The following is a 15,338-nucleotide window of genomic DNA, read 5'->3' as shown; positions in this document are numbered from 1 at the left end:
CGCGGCGGCCGGCCCGGACGAGCACATCGTGCTCGACGCCCAGGACGAGCCCATGGCCGGCGCCACGGGCAGCGCAGCCGCCCCCGACCGCGAGCGCCAGGCCGACGGCGAAGCCGAGCACAAGTCCGGCGCCGAAGCCGACGACAAGAGCGGCCACGAGGACGAGCGCGGGGACAACCACCAGGACAGCTGAGGACCACCGCGAAGATGACTGAGGTCAACCGCGCGGACGGCCGCACCGGGGCCAGGTCCGGAGGCCCTCGCGGCGGCGATCGACCCGCTCCCGCGAAGGGCGTGGCCGTGCCCGGGGCCATTCCGCCACAAGCCGGACCGTGCCCAGCGCGTGGGAGCGCTCCGGTACGGTTGGCGGCGGCGGGGATCACACCGGATGACCGAGGGACACATGGGACTCACTATCGGGGTCGACATCGGCGGCACCAAGATCGCGGCCGGCGTTGTGGACGAAGAAGGCACGATCCTCGAAACGAGCAAGGTGGCGACGCCTTCCACCCCGGACGCTGTGATCGACGCCATCGCGGACGCGGTGCGCCAGGCCAGTGCCGAATACCAGGTGGACGCGGTGGGCATCGGGGCTCCCGGCTACGTCGACGACAAGCGCGCCAACGTCCTGTTCACCCCCAACCTGAGCTGGCGACATGAGCCCCTCAAGGACAAGGTCGAACAGCGCATCGACCTCCCCGTCGTGATCGAGAACGACGCCAACGCCGCCGCCTGGGGCGAGTACAAGTTCGGCGTCGGCACCGGCCACGACGACGTCGTCTGCATCACCATCGGCACCGGCCTGGGCGGCGGCACCATCATCGGCGGCAAGCTGCACCGCGGACGCTTCGGTGTGGCAGCCGAGTTCGGCCACATCCGGATGGTGCCCGACGGCCTGCTGTGCGGCTGCGGCAACCAGGGCTGCTGGGAGCAGTACGCGTCCGGACGCGCGCTCTTGCGCTACGCCCAGCAGCGCGCCACCGCCACCCCCGACAGCGCGGGCATCCTGCTCGGGCTCGGCGACGGCACCTCCGAGGGCATCGAGGGCAAGCACATCAGCCAGGCCGCCCGCCAGGGCGACCCTGTGGCCATCGACTCCTTCCGCGAGCTGGCCCGCTGGGCGGGTGCCGGACTCGCCGACCTCGCCTCGCTGTTCGACCCGGGCGCCTTCATCGTCGGCGGCGGGGTCTCGGACGAGGGCGAGCTGGTGCTCGACCCGATCCGCAAGTCCTACCGGCGCTGGCTCGTGGGCAGCCGCTGGCGCCCGCACGCCGAGGTGCTCGCCGCCCAACTCGGCGGCAAGGCGGGCCTCGTGGGCGTGGCCGACCTGGCCCGCCAGGGCTGAGAGACCGGCGGACGCTGATGACGCGTGAACCGGCCGGACCGGCCGATCTGCCCGCCTCCCGCATCGAGCCGGACGGCTCGGCCGTGGTCAGGCTGCTCAGCTACAACGTCCGCTCCCTGCGCGACGACCGGGAGGCGCTCGTCCGGGTCATCCGGGCCTGCGCCCCCGATGTCGTCTGCGTGCAGGAGGCCCCCCGCTTCTTCCGCTGGCGCAAGTACGCCGCGTGGCTGGCCCGCAGGACCGGCCTGACGTACGTCGCGGGCGGCGCGACCGCCGCCGGGCCCATGATCCTGGCCTCGCTGCGGCCCTGCGTCGAACATGCCGAGGACGTGCTGCTGCCGCGCACGCCGGGGTTGCATCAGCGCGGGTTCGCCACCGCAGTGCTGCGCTTCGGGTCCACCGCGCGGCTCGGGGTGGTCAGCTTCCACCTCAGCCTCCAGGCGCGCGAGCGGTACGCGCAGGGCCAGGCGCTGCTCGAACGCCTCGGCGGGCTGGGGGAGTTCGCGGTGGCGGCCGGTGACCTCAACGACCGGCCCGACGGCCGGACCTTCCGCCTCCTCGGGGACGGCCTCCAGGACGCCTGGCGGGCCGCGCCGTGGGGCGCGGAGGACACCTCCCCGGCGGCGGCCCCCGCCCAGCGCATCGACGCGGTCTTCGCCACGAAGGGCGTCGAGGTCCTCGGTGCGGGCGTCCCCTCGGGGCTCCCCGGCGTCACCCCGGCCGACCTGCGCGCCGCCACCGACCACCTGCCGGTGCTGGCGGCCCTGCGGGTACCCCCGGGACCGGCTCCGGCACAGGCTCCGGCGCCCGACCGGCTGTTGTAGCCCGCCGTCCGCCGCCCCGCGACGACTTCCGGGACAGGGAAGGGAGTTGGCGGGCGCGGCCCGTCGCCGTCGCCCAGTGGCTGTCGCCTCTGTCCAACGGCCGTCGCGGCCCCGGGGAGGGCCGCGCCGTCACTCGGAACTCCCCGGCGCGGGCCCGCGCCGGGGTCCGGCTCAGACCACGGCGCCCCGGCCCGGGTCGTCCCAGTCGTCATCGTCGCGCTCGTCGCGCATCCGCGTGATGAGCGTGGCGAAGCCGCCGAGGAATCCGCCCACCCCGAGCGTGATGATCCACCAGGTGAGGTCGGCCTGGATCAGGATCGCGCCGAGCATGAGCAGCGGCCCGCCCAGCACCGCGAGCCAGGCGAACTTCGTCGTCGTGTCCGCCCGCGGCAGTGGCGGCGGCTCGGGCGGCACGAAGTGCCCCTCGTCCTCATCGTCGGCGGCGGCGGCGTCCGCGTCCCAGTCGCGGGGGCCTGTGCCCGCCGCGTAGACGGTGAAGCTGCGCGTCGGCGGGTCGGTGTCCGGTGCCTGCCGGGGCTTGGTGAGCATGTCGCCGTCCGGCTCGTCGGCGGGCGGAGGCTCGCGGTCCGGGGTGGCCTCGACGGGGCTTTCCCCCGCCTCCGGGGCCTCGTCCGCGGGCTCCGGCCCGTACGCGGCGACGATCGCCGCCCACGCGGCCTCCTCCTCGGGAGGCAGCGCCGGGCCGTGGCGGGCCTCGCCCTCGTCCGGGTCGCGGTCCGGGCCGGGGTCACGCTCCGTCACTGGCTGTCCTTCGCGGAGAGCGGCTCGCGTGCCGTGAGCCGGTCGATGAAGCCGAGGGAGTCGGCGAAGATGTGTTCGGCGTCGTGATCCAGGGTGGCCACATGGAAGCTGCGCTCCAGCACTGTCTCGGTCACATCGGTGGACGAGACACGGCTCAGGATCAGCGCGGAGTCCGAGGCGGGCACCACATGGTCCGTCCTGCTGCGCAGGAGCAGCAGCGGCTGCGTCACCTTCGGCAGATCCTTGTGGACGACGCGGAAGAGGTCGCGCAGCGCGTAGGCGGCCCGGGTCGGCACCCGGCTGTAGCCCAGCTCGGTGCGGTTCTCCTTGGCGATGTCGTCGGTGATGCCCCGCACCGAGCGGAGCAGGAAGCGCCCGGCTGGCAGCGCGTATCCCTGCATCCGGGGCAGGGCCGCGGCCGGGTTCACGAGGACGACGCCGCGCACCGCGTGCCCGTGCAGTGCCGCCAGCCGCAGCGCGAGGGCGCCGCCCATGGACAGGCCGCAGACGAACACGTGCTCGCAGCGCTCGCCCAGCAGCCGCAGCTCCCGGTCCACCGAGGCGTACCAGTCCTCCCAGCCGGTGACGGCCAGATCCTCCCAGCGGGTGCCGTGTCCCGGCAGCAGCGGGAGCGAGACGGTCAGCCCGCGCTCCGCCAGATACTCGGCCCAGGGCCGCAGGGAGTGGGGCGAGCCCGTGAAGCCGTGACACAGCAGCACACCGGTCGAGGATCCGTCGCGGTGGAAGGGCTCGGCTCCGGGGAGGAAGGGCGGCACAGTGGGGCCTCCAGGGGCTCACGGGTGACACGGCGGGAGTGCTGCCACCCTAATTCTTCGCCGACGACTCCGGCAGTGCCGAGCGGGCCGGGGCGAAAGTGGCCGCCCCGCCCGGAACACGGTTCCGGACGGGGCGGATGCCCGGGTGCGGGCCCGCCGGATACGCGGGTACGGGCCCGCCGGGCATCCGGAGGGAGCGGATGTGCGGCATCCGGAGCCGGGCATCCGGTGCGAGCTTCCGGCATACGGGCGGCGGCCCTGGTGGCGGCCGGGGCGTCCTGCCCGGATACGGCCGGGATGCAGCCCGGGGACGGGCCCGAGACGGCCCCCGAGACGGAGGTGTCTACTCCGGGGAGTGGGCTCTTCCGGGGGCGAGATAGGGTCGAAGCGTCCCATGGAGGAGGTCCAGGTTGTTCTACGGCGCGATGAAGCTGTCGGTCGGCAGCACGCTCAAGCTCGCGTTCCGGCCCTGGGTCGAGGGTCTGGAGAACGTGCCCGCGGACGGACCCGCGATCCTCGCGAGCAACCATCTCTCGTTCTCCGACTCCTTCTTCCTGCCCGCCGTTCTCGACCGCAAGGTCACCTTCATCGCGAAGGCGGAGTACTTCACCTCACCGGGCATCAAGGGCAAGTTGACGGCCGCGTTCTTCAAAGGCGTCGGCCAGCTGCCCGTGGACCGCTCCGGTGTGCGCGGCGCCGGCGAGGCCGCCATCAAGAGCGGCCTCGAAGTGCTGGAGCGCGGTGAGCTGTTCGGCATCTATCCCGAGGGCACCCGCTCGCCCGACGGCCGTCTCTACCGGGGCAAACCAGGTGGCCTGGCGCGGCTGGCGCTGCGTTCGGGGGCGCCGGTGATCCCGGTGGCGATGATCGACACGGAGAAGATCCAGCCTCCGGGCAAGGTGGTGCCCAAGCTGATGCGGCCCGGCATCCGGATCGGCGCCCCGCTCGACTTCAGCCGCTACTACGGCATGGACAACGACAGGTTCATCCAGCGGGCGGTCACCGACGAGGTCATGTACGCCATCTTGAAGCTGTCCGGCCAGGAGTACGTCGATATCTACGCGACGGCGGCCAAGCGGCAGATCGCCGAGGCGGAAAAGGCCGAGAAGGCGGCGAGGGCCGAGAACGCCTCGAATGCGGCCGGGGCCGAGACGGCAGCCAGGGCCGAGAAGGCCGGGCAGGCAGCTGAAGAGGGCGCGGAGGGCGCGGAGCGGCCGACTCCGCCCCGGGGCGAGGGCGGCAACAGGGCCGCGTAGCGGCGCTCTTCGTACGGCGGGTACCGGCGGCGCTCACGGCGCGGCCGGACCGCCACAACGGCCACATGCGGTCGGCGTCCTCGGGCCGGTGCCGTCCGGCCGGCGGAAGCGGAACGGTGAGGTCAGGGGGAAGACATGGCCGTGAAGAAGATGTCCGTGGAACAGCCGCTGTGGAACGCGCTGACCGGATACCGGATCCTGGCAGCTCTCTACGCGCTCGGCGTCTTCGCCTGGAGCTACGACGAGTACAGCGCCCCGGTCCCCGGCCTGGTCTTCCTGCTGGCCCTCACCGGCTGGACGTTCGCCACGCTCCGTAACGTCGGCTCCGCGGCCCGCTGCACGCTGCCCTTCCTCGTCATCGACATCGCCTTCGGCCTCGCCGGGATCCTGCTCTCCCCGTACATCGACGCCCAGGACCACGTGGGCCCCACCCTGCCGTCCATCTGGGTGGCGGGCCCCGTGCTGGCGTTCGCGCTCAAGGGCGGCTGGCGCTGGGCGGCGGGTGTCTCGGTGCTGGTGGGGATCGCCAACATCATCGAGCGCGGCATGATCACCCGCTCGACCTTCCACAACGTGCTGCTCGTGTGCGTCGCCAGCATCGCCATCGGATACGTGATCGAGGTCGCCCGCGCCAGTGAACGCACCCTCGCTCGCGCCCTCCAGATAGAGGCGGCGACCAGGGAGCGCGAGCGGCTCGCCCGCGACATCCACGACAGCGTCCTCCAGGTCCTGGCCATGGTGCAGCGCAGGGGCAGCGCCATCGGTGGTGAGGCGGCCGAACTGGGCCGCATGGCGGGGGAGCAGGAAGTCGCGCTGCGCGCCCTGGTCTCCAGCGGGGTGGTGCCCCGGAAGCGCCCGGCCCCAGTGGCGGACGGCGCACCGGATGCCGGGCAAAAGCCGCCCGGCGCGGGCGCGGACGCCGCCCCTGATACCGGCGCACCGGATGCCGTGGACCCTTCCGGCGCGCCGGATGCCGTGGATTCCGGCGAGGGCGTGGAGTCCGGTCCGGGCCTCGCCTCCGTCGCCCTCCCGACGTGCGACAGCGAGGACGGTGCCGCCCCGTGCGACATTCGCGCGCTGCTCGCCTCGCACGCCACAGCCCGGGTCTCCTTCGCCGAGCCCGGGGCGCCGGTCCTGGTGCCCGCGCGGGTGGCGACAGAGCTGACGGCCGCTGTCAGCGCGGCGCTGGACAATGTGCGCAAGCACGCTTCGGGCGAGAACGGCGAGGAGGCGCGCGCGTGGATATTGCTGGAGGACGAACCGGATGCCGTGCTCGTGACCGTACGGGACGACGGCCCCGGCATTCCGGCGGGGCGGCTGGCGGACGCGGAGGCGGAGGGCCGGATGGGCGTCGCGCTGTCCATCCGGGGCCGCCTGCGGGAGCTGGGCGGCACGGCGGAGCTGGTGTCGGTCCCGGGACAGGGGACGGAAGTCGAATTGAGGGTGCCCAAGGATGACCAGTGAGGCGAACGGCGAGCCGGTGAACGGGGATACGGCAGGCGGGGCCATGGCGGGCGGACCGGCCGCGCGGGCAGAGTCGGCGGACGGGGCCGCCGCGGAGGGTGTCGGGGCGCAGAGCGTGCGGGTGATGGTCGTGGACGACCATCCGATGTGGCGCGACGCGGTGGCCCGCGACCTGGCCGAGGCGGGGTTCGAGGTCGTCGCCACGGCGAGCGACGGCCATCAGGCGGTGCGCCGGGCCCGCGCCACCTCCCCCGATGTGCTGGTGCTGGACCTCAACCTGCCGGGCAAGCCCGGCGTGGAGGTGTGCCGCGAGCTGGTCGGCCCCGGCGCCCCGCCGCGGGTGCTGGTGCTCTCGGCCAGCGGCGAGCACGCCGACGTCCTGGAGGCGGTGAAGTCCGGAGCCACCGGATACCTCGTGAAATCCGCCGGGCCGGGGGAACTGCTGGACGCGGTGCGCCGCACAGCGCTGGGCGATCCGGTCTTCACCCCCGGCCTGGCCGGTCTCGTCCTGGGCGAGTACCGCAGGCTGGCGGCCGATCCGGCGCCCGCCGCGCAGGAGGGCCCGGACGTCCCGAAGCTGACCGAGCGCGAGACCGAGGTCCTGCGGCTGGTGGCCAAGGGGCTGAGCTACAAGCAGATCGCCGAGCGCCTGGTCATCTCCCACCGCACCGTGCAGAACCACGTCCAGAACACCCTGGGCAAGCTCCAGTTGCACAACCGTGTCGAGCTGGTGCGCTACGCCATCGAGCGGGGGCTGGACGGCGAATGACGCCGGCTCGCCGGCCACCCCCTACGGGGCACGCGTGTCCCTCGTACGGGTGACCGCGCTGCTCCCAATTCCTCGATATCGCAAGGGAATCCGCCTCCCGACACATCCCGTGTGACGTGGATCACCGTTAGCGTGGCGGATGTTGCGCCGTGCGTCACCGCACGGCGTCGCATCCAGGCGCGTCCACGCGGAGAAGGGAGATCCCATGCGGGTCGGAGTGCTGACCGGCGGCGGCGACTGCCCCGGTCTCAATGCGGTCATGCGGGCTGTGGTCCGCAAGGGGGTTCAGCGTTACGGCTATGACTTCACAGGCTTCCGCGACGGCTGGCGGGGCCCGTTGGAGGGTGACACCACCCGGCTCGACATCTCGGCGGTGCGCGGCATGCTGCCGCGCGGCGGCACCATTCTCGGCTCCTCGCGCACCAACCCCTTCAAGGAGGAGGACGGTGTCCGCCGGATCAAGGACAACCTCGCCAAGCAGGACGTGGACGCGCTGATCGCCATCGGCGGCGAGGACACGCTCGGCGTCGCGGCGCGGCTGACCGACGAGCACGGCATCCGGTGCGTCGGTGTCCCCAAGACAATCGACAACGACCTTTCGGCCACCGACTACACCTTCGGATTCAACACGGCCGTCACCGTCGCCACCGAGGCCATCGACCGGCTGCACACCACCGCCGAGTCCCATATGCGGGTGCTGGTGGTGGAGGTGATGGGCCGGCACGCGGGCTGGATCGCGCTGCACTCGGGGCTGGCCGGCGGCGCCAACTGCGTCCTCATCCCCGAGCAGCGCTTCGACATCGATGCGGTGTGCGGCTGGGTCACCTCCCGCTTCAAGGCCAGCTATGCCCCGATCGTCGTCGTCGCCGAGGGCGCGATGCCCAAGGACGGCGAGATGGTCCTCAAGGACGGCTCGACCGACTCCTTCGGACATGTGCGGCTCTCCGGCGTCGGCGAATGGCTGGCGAAGGAGATCGAGTCCCGCACCGGCAAGGAAGCCCGTACGACAGTGCTCGGGCACGTCCAGCGCGGCGGGACCCCCACCGCCTTCGACCGCTGGCTGGCCACCCGCTTCGGGCTGCACGCCATCGACGCGGTACGGGAGGAGGCGTGGGGTTCCATGGTCGCCCTGCGGGGCACCGACATCGTCCGCGTACCGCTCGCCAAGGCCACCGAGAAGCTCAAGACGGTCGATCCCGCGCTCTATGAAGAGGCGGGCGTCTTCTTCGGCTGAGCCGCGCGGCCCGGCCGGGGCAGGGGCAGGGCAGATACCGGGCCCACCCCTTCCCGGACCGGGTCGGCCCGGGACGCCCTCTTTCTCCCTCCCCGCTCCCCTCTTTCCCTTCTCTCCCCGTCCTCCCGCCGATCGCCGGAGGGGCTGTTCACGGCCCCTCCGGCGATCGGTGATCCACGGGGGTGATACTCGGGGGGCCCATGAACAGCATCCAGGCCGAGGCCCTCTCCGTCGCACTCCTGCTCGCCGTCCTCGTCTGGGCGGTGGCCCGCCCGCCCCGGTGGCCGGAGGCCGTCGTCGCCGTGCCCGCCGCCGCGCTGGTGATCGCCACTGGCGCTGTCGGCCTCGATCATGTGGCGGACGAGGCCGCCTTGCTCGGTCCGGTCCTCGGTTTTCTGGCGGCGGTACTGGTGCTCGCCCGGCTCTGCGCCGATGAGGGGCTCTTCCACGCGTGCGGCCTGTGGATGGCCCGTATCGCCGCCCGCCGCACCCGCGAGCGGCCCCGGCGGCTGCTGGGCGCCGTCTTCGTCCTCGCCTCCGTCACTACCGCGGTCCTCAGCCTGGACACCACGGTCGTCCTGCTCACCCCCGTCGTCTTCGCGACGGCCGCCCGGCTCGGAGTGCGGGCGAAGCCACACGTCTACGCCTGCACCCACCTGTCGAACAGCGCCTCTTTGCTGCTGCCGGTCTCCAATCTCACCAACCTCCTCGCGCTGGCCGCCAGCGGACTGAGCTTCAGCCGGTTCGCGGGGCTGATGGCGCTGCCGTGGCTGGCGGCGATCGCCGTCGAGTACGTCGTCTTCCGCCGCTTCTTCGCCGCCGACCTCCTGGACCCCGACCGCGACGACGGCGTCCTCCCGCAGGCCGAGGTGCAGGCGGGGGCGGAGGCGGGGGCTCTCGGCGGCGCCGAGGAGCCGGTCGGGATCCCGTGGTTCGCGCTGGTCACCGTCGTGGCCACGCTCGCGGGCTTCGTCCTCACCTCCGTGGCCGGGCTGGAGCCGGTCTGGGCCGCGACGGCCGGGGCGCTCGTCCTGGGCGTACGGGCGCTGGTGCGCGGTCACACCTCGCCGCGCGCCCTCCTCGGCTCGGCCGGGGTGCCGTTCCTGGCGTTCGTGCTCGCGCTGGCCGTGGTGGTCCGGGCGGTCGTGGACAACGGGCTCGCCGACTGGCTGGGGGCGCTGGTGCCGGGCGGGACGGGCCTGCCCGCGCTGTTGGGGCTCGCCGCGCTGGCCGCCGTCCTCGCGAACGTGATCAACAACCTGCCCGCCGTGCTGGTGCTGCTGCCCCTGGTGGAGCCGGGCGGCGCGGGTGCGGTGCTGGCCGTCCTCCTCGGGGTGAACATCGGCCCGAACGCCACCTACGCCGGTTCCCTGGCCACCTTGCTGTGGCGGCGCACCCTCCACCAGCACAACCATTCCGTCGGGTTGCGCGAGTTCACCCGGCTCGGGCTGCTGACGGTGCCGCCCGCGCTGGGGCTGGCCGTCGTGGCGCTGTGGGGCTCGCTGCGCGTGCTGGGCGGCTGACCCGTATATTCGACTGCGTAAAGCGGTCAATAGGCACACAAACACGGCGAAGGGCGTGGGTCTTGTCCCCGTGCGGCCCGGCATCCCGTGTGTCCCTCGCGAAGCCCCGGGAGAAGTCCGTGGAGATCCTCGCCTTCGGTGTCGTGTCGGACGAGCAGCCCCTGCTGGAGGAGGCATTCAGGGAGCGCCAGCTCTCGGTGCGCTGTCTGGAGGTGTTCATGAACCGCGACACCGCGCCCCTCGCGTCCGGTCACGAGGTCGTCTCCGTCAGTGTCAACGCCGACCTCGACGCCGAGGTGCTGAAGATCCTCGCGGCGGGCGGCACGCGGATGATCGCCCAGCGCGCCACCGGCTTCAACAACATCGCCCTGGACACGGCGGCCGGGCTGGGCATGACCGTGGCCCGGGTCGCCGCCTACTCGCCGCACGCCGTCGCGGAATTCGCCTGGGCGCTGGCGCTGGCCGTCAACCGTCACGTGGCGCGCGCGACCCGGCGCACCCGCGACTTCGACTTCCGGCTCGACGGGCTGATGGGCCGCGACGTGCACGGCCGCACCGTCGGTGTCCTGGGCACCGGCAGGATCGGCGAGGCGTTCACCCGCATCGCCCACGGCTTCGGCATGCGCCTGCTGGGCTGGGACGTCACGCCGAATCCGGCCTGCGCCGCATTGGGCATGGAGTACGTCGGACTGCGGCGGCTGCTGCGAGACGCCGACCTGATCAGCCTGCATGTGCCGCTGCTGCCCGAGACCCACCACCTCATCGGGCGCGCGGAACTGCGGGAGATGAAGGACGACGCGCTGCTGGTCAACTCCAGCCGCGGCGGCCTCGTCGACTCCGAGGCGCTGGTCGAGGAGCTGCGCCTCGGGCGCTTCAGCGGGGTGGCCCTGGACGTGTACGAGGCGGAGGCCGGGCTCTTCTTCATGGACCGGTCCCTCGACGTGGTCCAGGACGACGTGCTCGCCCGCCTGATGACCTTCAGCAACGTCCTGGTCACCTCTCACCAGGCGTACTTCACGCGGGACGCGGTCGGCCAGATCCTCGACACCACCGTCGGCAACATCGAGGACTACCTGGCCGGCCGCACGAACGCGAATGTCCTCGTCAGCCCGGACTCGACCTGAGCGGGGCGGCCGGGCCCGCCGGGAGGGCCGGACCCTGGAGGGCCGGCGCCGCGTCGCTGAGCGTGGCCAGCAGCCGCTCGATGACCTTCACACCGTCCAGCGTCAGCACCGACTCGGGGTGGAACTGCACTCCCGCGAAGCCGGGCCCGCGCAGCGCGTGGATCTCGCCGGTCGCCGGATCCCGGCTCAACTCCACGCCGTGCAGGACGAGTTCGTCCACGGCTTCCTCGTCGCAGCGCGCGGTGTAAGAGTTGTAGAAGCCGACCGTCTCGGGCCGCCCGAACAGGTCGATCCGCTCCTGCGCGCCCTGGTACGGCTTCGCCTTGCGCACCAGGTCGAGCCCCAGTTCGGCGGCGAGCAGCTCGTGACCGAGGCAGACACCCAGCAGCGGCTGCCGCCGGGCGCGCACCAGCGTGGCGGCCAGCCCGCGCAAAAGCCGCATCTTCGGGTCGGTGCTCCGGCGCGGGTCGCCCGGCCCCGGGCCCAGTACGACGGGCCCCGGGTGGGCCGCCGCGGCCTGGCACAGGCCCGGTTCGTCGTAGCGCCGCACGCGCACGGCGTAGCCGGTCGAGCGCAGCAGATGAGCCAGCATCGAGGTGAAGGTGTCCTCGCCGTCCACGACCAGCACCTCGCGTCCGGGCCGCCCCCCGGCCGCAAGCTCGGCACCGGCCCGCGCCTGCGCTCCCGCCTGTGAGTCAGCCTGGGCCTGCCGGGTCGCGTCCGCCGCCGGGTGCACGGGACGCGGGTCCACCCGCATCCGCAGCCAGAAGGGGGCCAGGCCCGCTCGCCGTCGCTCCAGCGCGGCCCGCACCCGGGGGTCGTCGCCCAGCTTCGGGCGCGGGCCGCCCGCGGGCCGTGCCGGTGCCTCCCGTACGCCCAGCGCGGTCAGCACACCGGCGGCCTTCGCGTGGGTCTCGGCGACCTCGCTCGCGGGGTCGGACGCCCGTACGAGGGTGGCCCCCACGGGGACGCGCAGCCGGCCGCTGGCCGCGTCGATGTCGGCGGTGCGGATGAGAATGGGGGAGTCGAGGGTCTGGGCGCCGCCGGGTGCGCCTTCCTGGGGGTCCCGCCCGGCCGGAGGCGGGGCGATGGGCCCGGGCGAGTCGTGCCCGAGCAGCGCCAGCGCCCCCGCGTAGTAGCCACGCCCGCCCGGCTCGTAGCGCTCGATCACCCGGCAGGCGTTCTCCACGGGCGAGCCGGTCACAGTCGCCGCGAACATCGTCTCGCGCAGCACCTCGCGCACATCCAGGGTGCTGCGCCCGCGCAGTTCGTATTCGGTGTGCGCCAGGTGGGCCATCTCCTTGAGCCGGGGGCCGACCACCACCCCGCCCTCGTCGCCGACGGTGCACATCATCTTCAGCTCCTCGTCGACCACCATGGACAGCTCCTCGCTCTCCTTGCGGTCGGCCAGGAAGTCCAGCAGTCCCTCCACGTCCGGGCCCTGCGGCGGGTAGCGGTAGGTGCCGCTGATGGGGTTCATCACGACGGTGGCGCCCGCCCGCCGCCCGTCACCGCCGATGGAGGAGGACGCTTCGCTTCCGCTGAACCCCGTCATCCGTACGTGTGCCTCGGGGCTGGCGCCCACCAGGACGCGGGCGCCCGTGTGGACGACGAATGTCCAGTAGGCGCCCTGTTCCCCGCGCAGCAGGCGGCCGAAGAGCGCGAGCGCGTCGGCGCGCGAGAAGCCGGGGATGCGGCCCCGGTAGTCGCGCCGGATGACGAAGTTGGCGCCCTCGCCCGCGCCGATCTCGTCCCGCACGACCCGGCGCACGATCTCCTCGTACGCGGCGTCGGTCACCTCGAACGCGCCCTCTTCGACGCGCACCCGGTGGCCGGGCAGCGCCTCCAGCGCGGCGTCCAGCGGCAGTTCGTGCCGCTCCTGGGGCAGCAGCACCGACAGCGGCGTGCCGTCGTCGCGCACATCGAAGCCGCGCTCCCGGATCTGCCGGAACGGCACCAGCGCGAGCGCCCCCGCCGCCACGGCGCCCTCGTCCTGGCCGAGCGGGATGTCGGCGAGCCGCTCCACCTCGCGCACGGTGCCGGTCAGCAGTTCGACGGTCGCCGGGTCCCGGCCGGGCCCGCACCTGTGCAGCAGCGCGAAGGGCGGTGCGTCCTCGCGGGCCAGCGCCTCGATCAGCGCGCGGGGCGAGGGCCGGGAGGCGGGCGGGGTCCCGTCGCGGGCGGGACGGGCAGGGCGGGGCGGATGGTCGGCTGGATGGGCGGTGGCGGGCCGGGGCAGGGCTCGGGACACGGGGGCGGTTCCTTCCGTCTCGGTACAGGAGGGGAGAGGGCGGAGAGGAACGGCCGCACACACGAAAAAGGCCGCCCCTCGGGCGGCCTGTCGCGGTGGTCTGAGCGTGCTCAGTGCATACGCGCGTCGGGGTGGGCCGCCAGGGAAGCGGGCCACCACCAGTTCATGGTCGAAAGCGCGTGCATGCGCGCCACCCTAGCGGATGCGACGCCCAGGCCGGCCCCCGCGTCTCCCGCGCCTTCCGCGTCTCCCGCGCCTTCCGCGTCTCCCGCGTCTTCCGCACCTGTCGTGTCTCCGGGCTCCGCCGCGGCATCTGCTCTCGCCGCGTCCCCCGCGTCCCCCGCGTCCCCCGCGCCTTCCGCGTCCCCCGCGCCTTCCGCGCCTTCCGCGTCCGCGGTGACCTCCCCGAGGTCCATCGGCACCGCCTTCACTCCGAAGCCCCGTCCGTCCACGTCCGTCCACCGGTCTCGCATTCCGGGCAGGGGGTGGGCGAGCCGCGGCGACGCCGTAACCTTGGACGCGTGACTCTGAACGCCCGCCTCGAAGCCGATGCCCACACCTGGCGAGATCTGCCCGCAGCACAGCAGCCCGACTGGCCGGACCAGCAGGCTCTGCGCGACGCCCTCACGGAGCTGGAGTCCTATCCTCCGCTCGTCTTCGCGGGCGAGTGCGACCAGCTGCGTGCCCGGCTGGCCTCGGTCGCGCGCGGTGAGGCGTTCCTGCTCCAGGGCGGCGACTGCGCGGAGGCGTTCGACCAGGTCAGCGCGGAGCACATCCGCAACAAGCTGAAGACGCTCCTCCAGATGGGCGCCGTGCTGACCTACGCGGGCTCCGTGCCCGTCGTCAAGGTCGGCCGGATCGCGGGCCAGTACAGCAAGCCCCGCTCCAAGCCGACCGAGACCCGCGACGGGGTGACCCTGCCGGTCTACCGGGGCGACTCGGTCAACGGCTTCGAGTTCACCGAGGCATCCCGCCGGCCCGACCCCGAGCGGCTGAAGCGGATGTACCACGCCTCGGCCTCCACGCTGAACCTGGTGCGCGCCTTCACCACCGGCGGCTACGCCGACCTGCGCCAGGTCCACGCCTGGAACCAGGACTTCGTCAAGAGCAGCCCCTCCGGGCAGCGCTACGAGGCGCTGGCCCGCGAGATCGACCAGGCCATGAAGTTCATGCGGGCCTGCGGCACCGACCCCGAGGAGCTGCGCACCGTCGAGTTCTACTCCTCGCACGAGGCGCTGCTGCTGGACTACGAGTCGGCGCTCACCCGCGTCGATTCGCGCAGCGGCAACCTCTACGACGTCTCCGGGCACATGATCTGGATCGGCGAGCGCACCCGCCAACTGGACGGCGCGCACATCGAGTTCGCCTCCCGGGTCCGCAACCCCGTCGGCGTCAAGCTGGGCCCGACGACGACCGCCGAGGAGGCGCTCGCGCTCATCGAGCGGCTCGACCCGGATCGCGAGCCGGGCCGGTTGACGTTCATCACGCGGATGGGCGCCGACAAGGTCCGCGACCGGCTGCCGGAGCTGGTGGAGAAGGTCACCGCCTCCGGCGCGCAGGTCGCCTGGGTCTGCGACCCGATGCACGGCAACACCTTCGAGGCGGCCAGCGGCCACAAGACCCGCCGCTTCGACGACGTGCTGGACGAGGTCAAGGGCTTCTTCGAGGTCCACAAGGGCCTGGGCACCCACCCCGGCGGCATCCACATGGAGCTGACCGGCGACGATGTGACCGAGTGCGTGGGCGGCGGCGACGAGATCTTCGTCGACGACCTGCACCAGCGCTACGAGACGGCCTGCGACCCGCGCCTGAACCGCAGCCAGTCGCTCGACCTGGCGTTCCTCGTCGCGGAGATGTACCGCGACCAGTGACCCCTTGAGGGTGCGTGCGGCCGGGTGAGGCTGCGTGAGGTCGCATGAGGCAGAACCGGGGCCCGCGTCGCCAAGTGTGACGCGGGCCCCAGGCACGTATGTGGACACATTCGGACGGGTAAGGTTAGGTTAACCTCAC

Annotated in this window: 13 protein-coding genes; 9 read left to right on the top strand and 4 right to left on the bottom strand. The window is 72.9% G+C overall.

Annotated elements, in window-relative coordinates; translation table 11 throughout:
• Window positions 1-403 precede the first annotated feature (403 nt).
• Both ABD339_RS05795 and ABD339_RS05790 read left to right on the top strand, forming a co-directional pair.
• Window positions 404-1,345 (top strand): ROK family glucokinase, encoded by a 942-nt coding sequence (locus ABD339_RS05795; RefSeq protein WP_344563099.1) that lies wholly within the window; start codon window positions 404-406, stop codon window positions 1,343-1,345.
• 17 nt (window positions 1,346-1,362) lie between these two features.
• Entirely contained in the window at window positions 1,363-2,169 is an 807-nt protein-coding gene (locus ABD339_RS05790; RefSeq protein ID WP_344562818.1) for an endonuclease/exonuclease/phosphatase family protein, read from the top strand.
• Window positions 2,170-2,340: 171 nt separating this feature from the next.
• Here ABD339_RS05790 and ABD339_RS05785 read toward each other — a convergent pair whose 3' ends face one another.
• Both ABD339_RS05785 and ABD339_RS05780 read right to left on the bottom strand, forming a co-directional pair.
• Entirely contained in the window at window positions 2,341-2,931 is a 591-nt protein-coding gene (locus ABD339_RS05785; RefSeq protein ID WP_344562816.1) for a hypothetical protein, read from the bottom strand.
• Window positions 2,928-3,707, bottom strand: coding sequence for an alpha/beta hydrolase (locus ABD339_RS05780; RefSeq protein WP_344562814.1), 780 nt, complete (start codon window positions 3,705-3,707; stop codon window positions 2,928-2,930). Before ABD339_RS05780 ends, ABD339_RS05785 begins: the two co-directional genes overlap by 4 nt.
• A 410-nt stretch (window positions 3,708-4,117) precedes the next feature.
• Here ABD339_RS05780 and ABD339_RS05775 point away from each other — a divergent pair, with 410 nt between their 5' ends.
• The 6 genes from ABD339_RS05775 (at window position 4,118) to ABD339_RS05750 (ending at window position 11,077) form a co-directional block, all read left to right on the top strand.
• Window positions 4,118-4,963, top strand: a complete 846-nt coding sequence (locus ABD339_RS05775; protein ID WP_344562813.1) for a lysophospholipid acyltransferase family protein — start codon at window positions 4,118-4,120, stop codon at window positions 4,961-4,963.
• A 135-nt stretch (window positions 4,964-5,098) separates the two neighbouring features.
• Complete coding sequence (macS, locus tag ABD339_RS05770; protein WP_425575894.1) at window positions 5,099-6,427, top strand: MacS family sensor histidine kinase; 1,329 nt, start codon at window positions 5,099-5,101, stop codon at window positions 6,425-6,427.
• Between the two features lie 124 nt (window positions 6,428-6,551).
• Window positions 6,552-7,196 carry a response regulator gene (locus ABD339_RS05765; RefSeq protein WP_344563095.1) on the top strand — a complete coding sequence of 215 codons (645 nt, stop codon included), beginning with the start codon at window positions 6,552-6,554 and terminating at the stop codon, window positions 7,194-7,196.
• 205 nt (window positions 7,197-7,401) lie between these two features.
• Window positions 7,402-8,430, top strand: coding sequence for a 6-phosphofructokinase (locus ABD339_RS05760; RefSeq protein ID WP_344562812.1), 1,029 nt, complete (start codon window positions 7,402-7,404; stop codon window positions 8,428-8,430).
• Between the two features lie 200 nt (window positions 8,431-8,630).
• Complete coding sequence (locus ABD339_RS05755; RefSeq protein ID WP_344562811.1) at window positions 8,631-9,953, top strand: SLC13 family permease; 1,323 nt, start codon at window positions 8,631-8,633, stop codon at window positions 9,951-9,953.
• Between the two features lie 119 nt (window positions 9,954-10,072).
• Entirely contained in the window at window positions 10,073-11,077 is a 1,005-nt protein-coding gene (locus ABD339_RS05750) for a 2-hydroxyacid dehydrogenase (RefSeq protein ID WP_344563093.1), read from the top strand.
• Here ABD339_RS05750 and ABD339_RS05745 read toward each other — a convergent pair.
• Both ABD339_RS05745 and ABD339_RS05740 read right to left on the bottom strand, forming a co-directional pair.
• On the bottom strand, window positions 11,058-13,214 hold the full coding sequence (locus ABD339_RS05745) for an anthranilate synthase family protein (protein ID WP_344563091.1): 2,157 nt from the start codon (window positions 13,212-13,214) through the stop codon (window positions 11,058-11,060). The two genes, ABD339_RS05750 and ABD339_RS05745, sit on opposite strands and share 20 nt — an antisense overlap.
• A gap of 224 nt (window positions 13,215-13,438) precedes the next feature.
• Window positions 13,439-13,744: a hypothetical protein gene (locus ABD339_RS05740; RefSeq protein ID WP_344562809.1), complete on the bottom strand. Its 306-nt coding sequence runs from the start codon at window positions 13,742-13,744 to the stop codon at window positions 13,439-13,441.
• Between the two features lie 105 nt (window positions 13,745-13,849).
• On the opposite strand from ABD339_RS05740, the gene ABD339_RS05735 reads away from it, so the two are divergent.
• On the top strand, window positions 13,850-15,199 hold the full coding sequence (locus ABD339_RS05735; protein WP_425575893.1) for a class II 3-deoxy-7-phosphoheptulonate synthase: 1,350 nt from the start codon (window positions 13,850-13,852) through the stop codon (window positions 15,197-15,199).
• Window positions 15,200-15,338 lie beyond the last annotated feature (139 nt).

This window comes from Streptomyces axinellae, from assembly GCF_039532135.1.
GTDB classification, from domain to species: Bacteria; Actinomycetota; Actinomycetes; order Streptomycetales; family Streptomycetaceae; genus Streptomyces; species Streptomyces axinellae.
This window is presented reverse-complemented; position numbering and strand designations above follow the sequence as displayed.

Excerpts from the sequence above, each read along its gene's own strand:
- ABD339_RS05795 (WP_344563099.1), top strand. The coding sequence starts at position 404 with ATGGGACTCACTATCGGGGTCGACATCGGCGGCACCAAGATCGCGGCC.
- ABD339_RS05790 (WP_344562818.1), top strand. The coding sequence starts at position 1,363 with ATGACGCGTGAACCGGCCGGACCGGCCGATCTGCCCGCCTCCCGCATC.
- macS (WP_425575894.1), top strand. The coding sequence starts at position 5,099 with ATGGCCGTGAAGAAGATGTCCGTGGAACAGCCGCTGTGGAACGCGCTG.
- ABD339_RS05765 (WP_344563095.1), top strand. The coding sequence starts at position 6,552 with ATGGTCGTGGACGACCATCCGATGTGGCGCGACGCGGTGGCCCGCGAC.
- ABD339_RS05760 (WP_344562812.1), top strand. The coding sequence starts at position 7,402 with ATGCGGGTCGGAGTGCTGACCGGCGGCGGCGACTGCCCCGGTCTCAAT.
- ABD339_RS05755 (WP_344562811.1), top strand. The coding sequence starts at position 8,631 with ATGAACAGCATCCAGGCCGAGGCCCTCTCCGTCGCACTCCTGCTCGCC.
- ABD339_RS05740 (WP_344562809.1), bottom strand. The coding sequence starts at position 13,744 with ATGGACCTCGGGGAGGTCACCGCGGACGCGGAAGGCGCGGAAGGCGCG.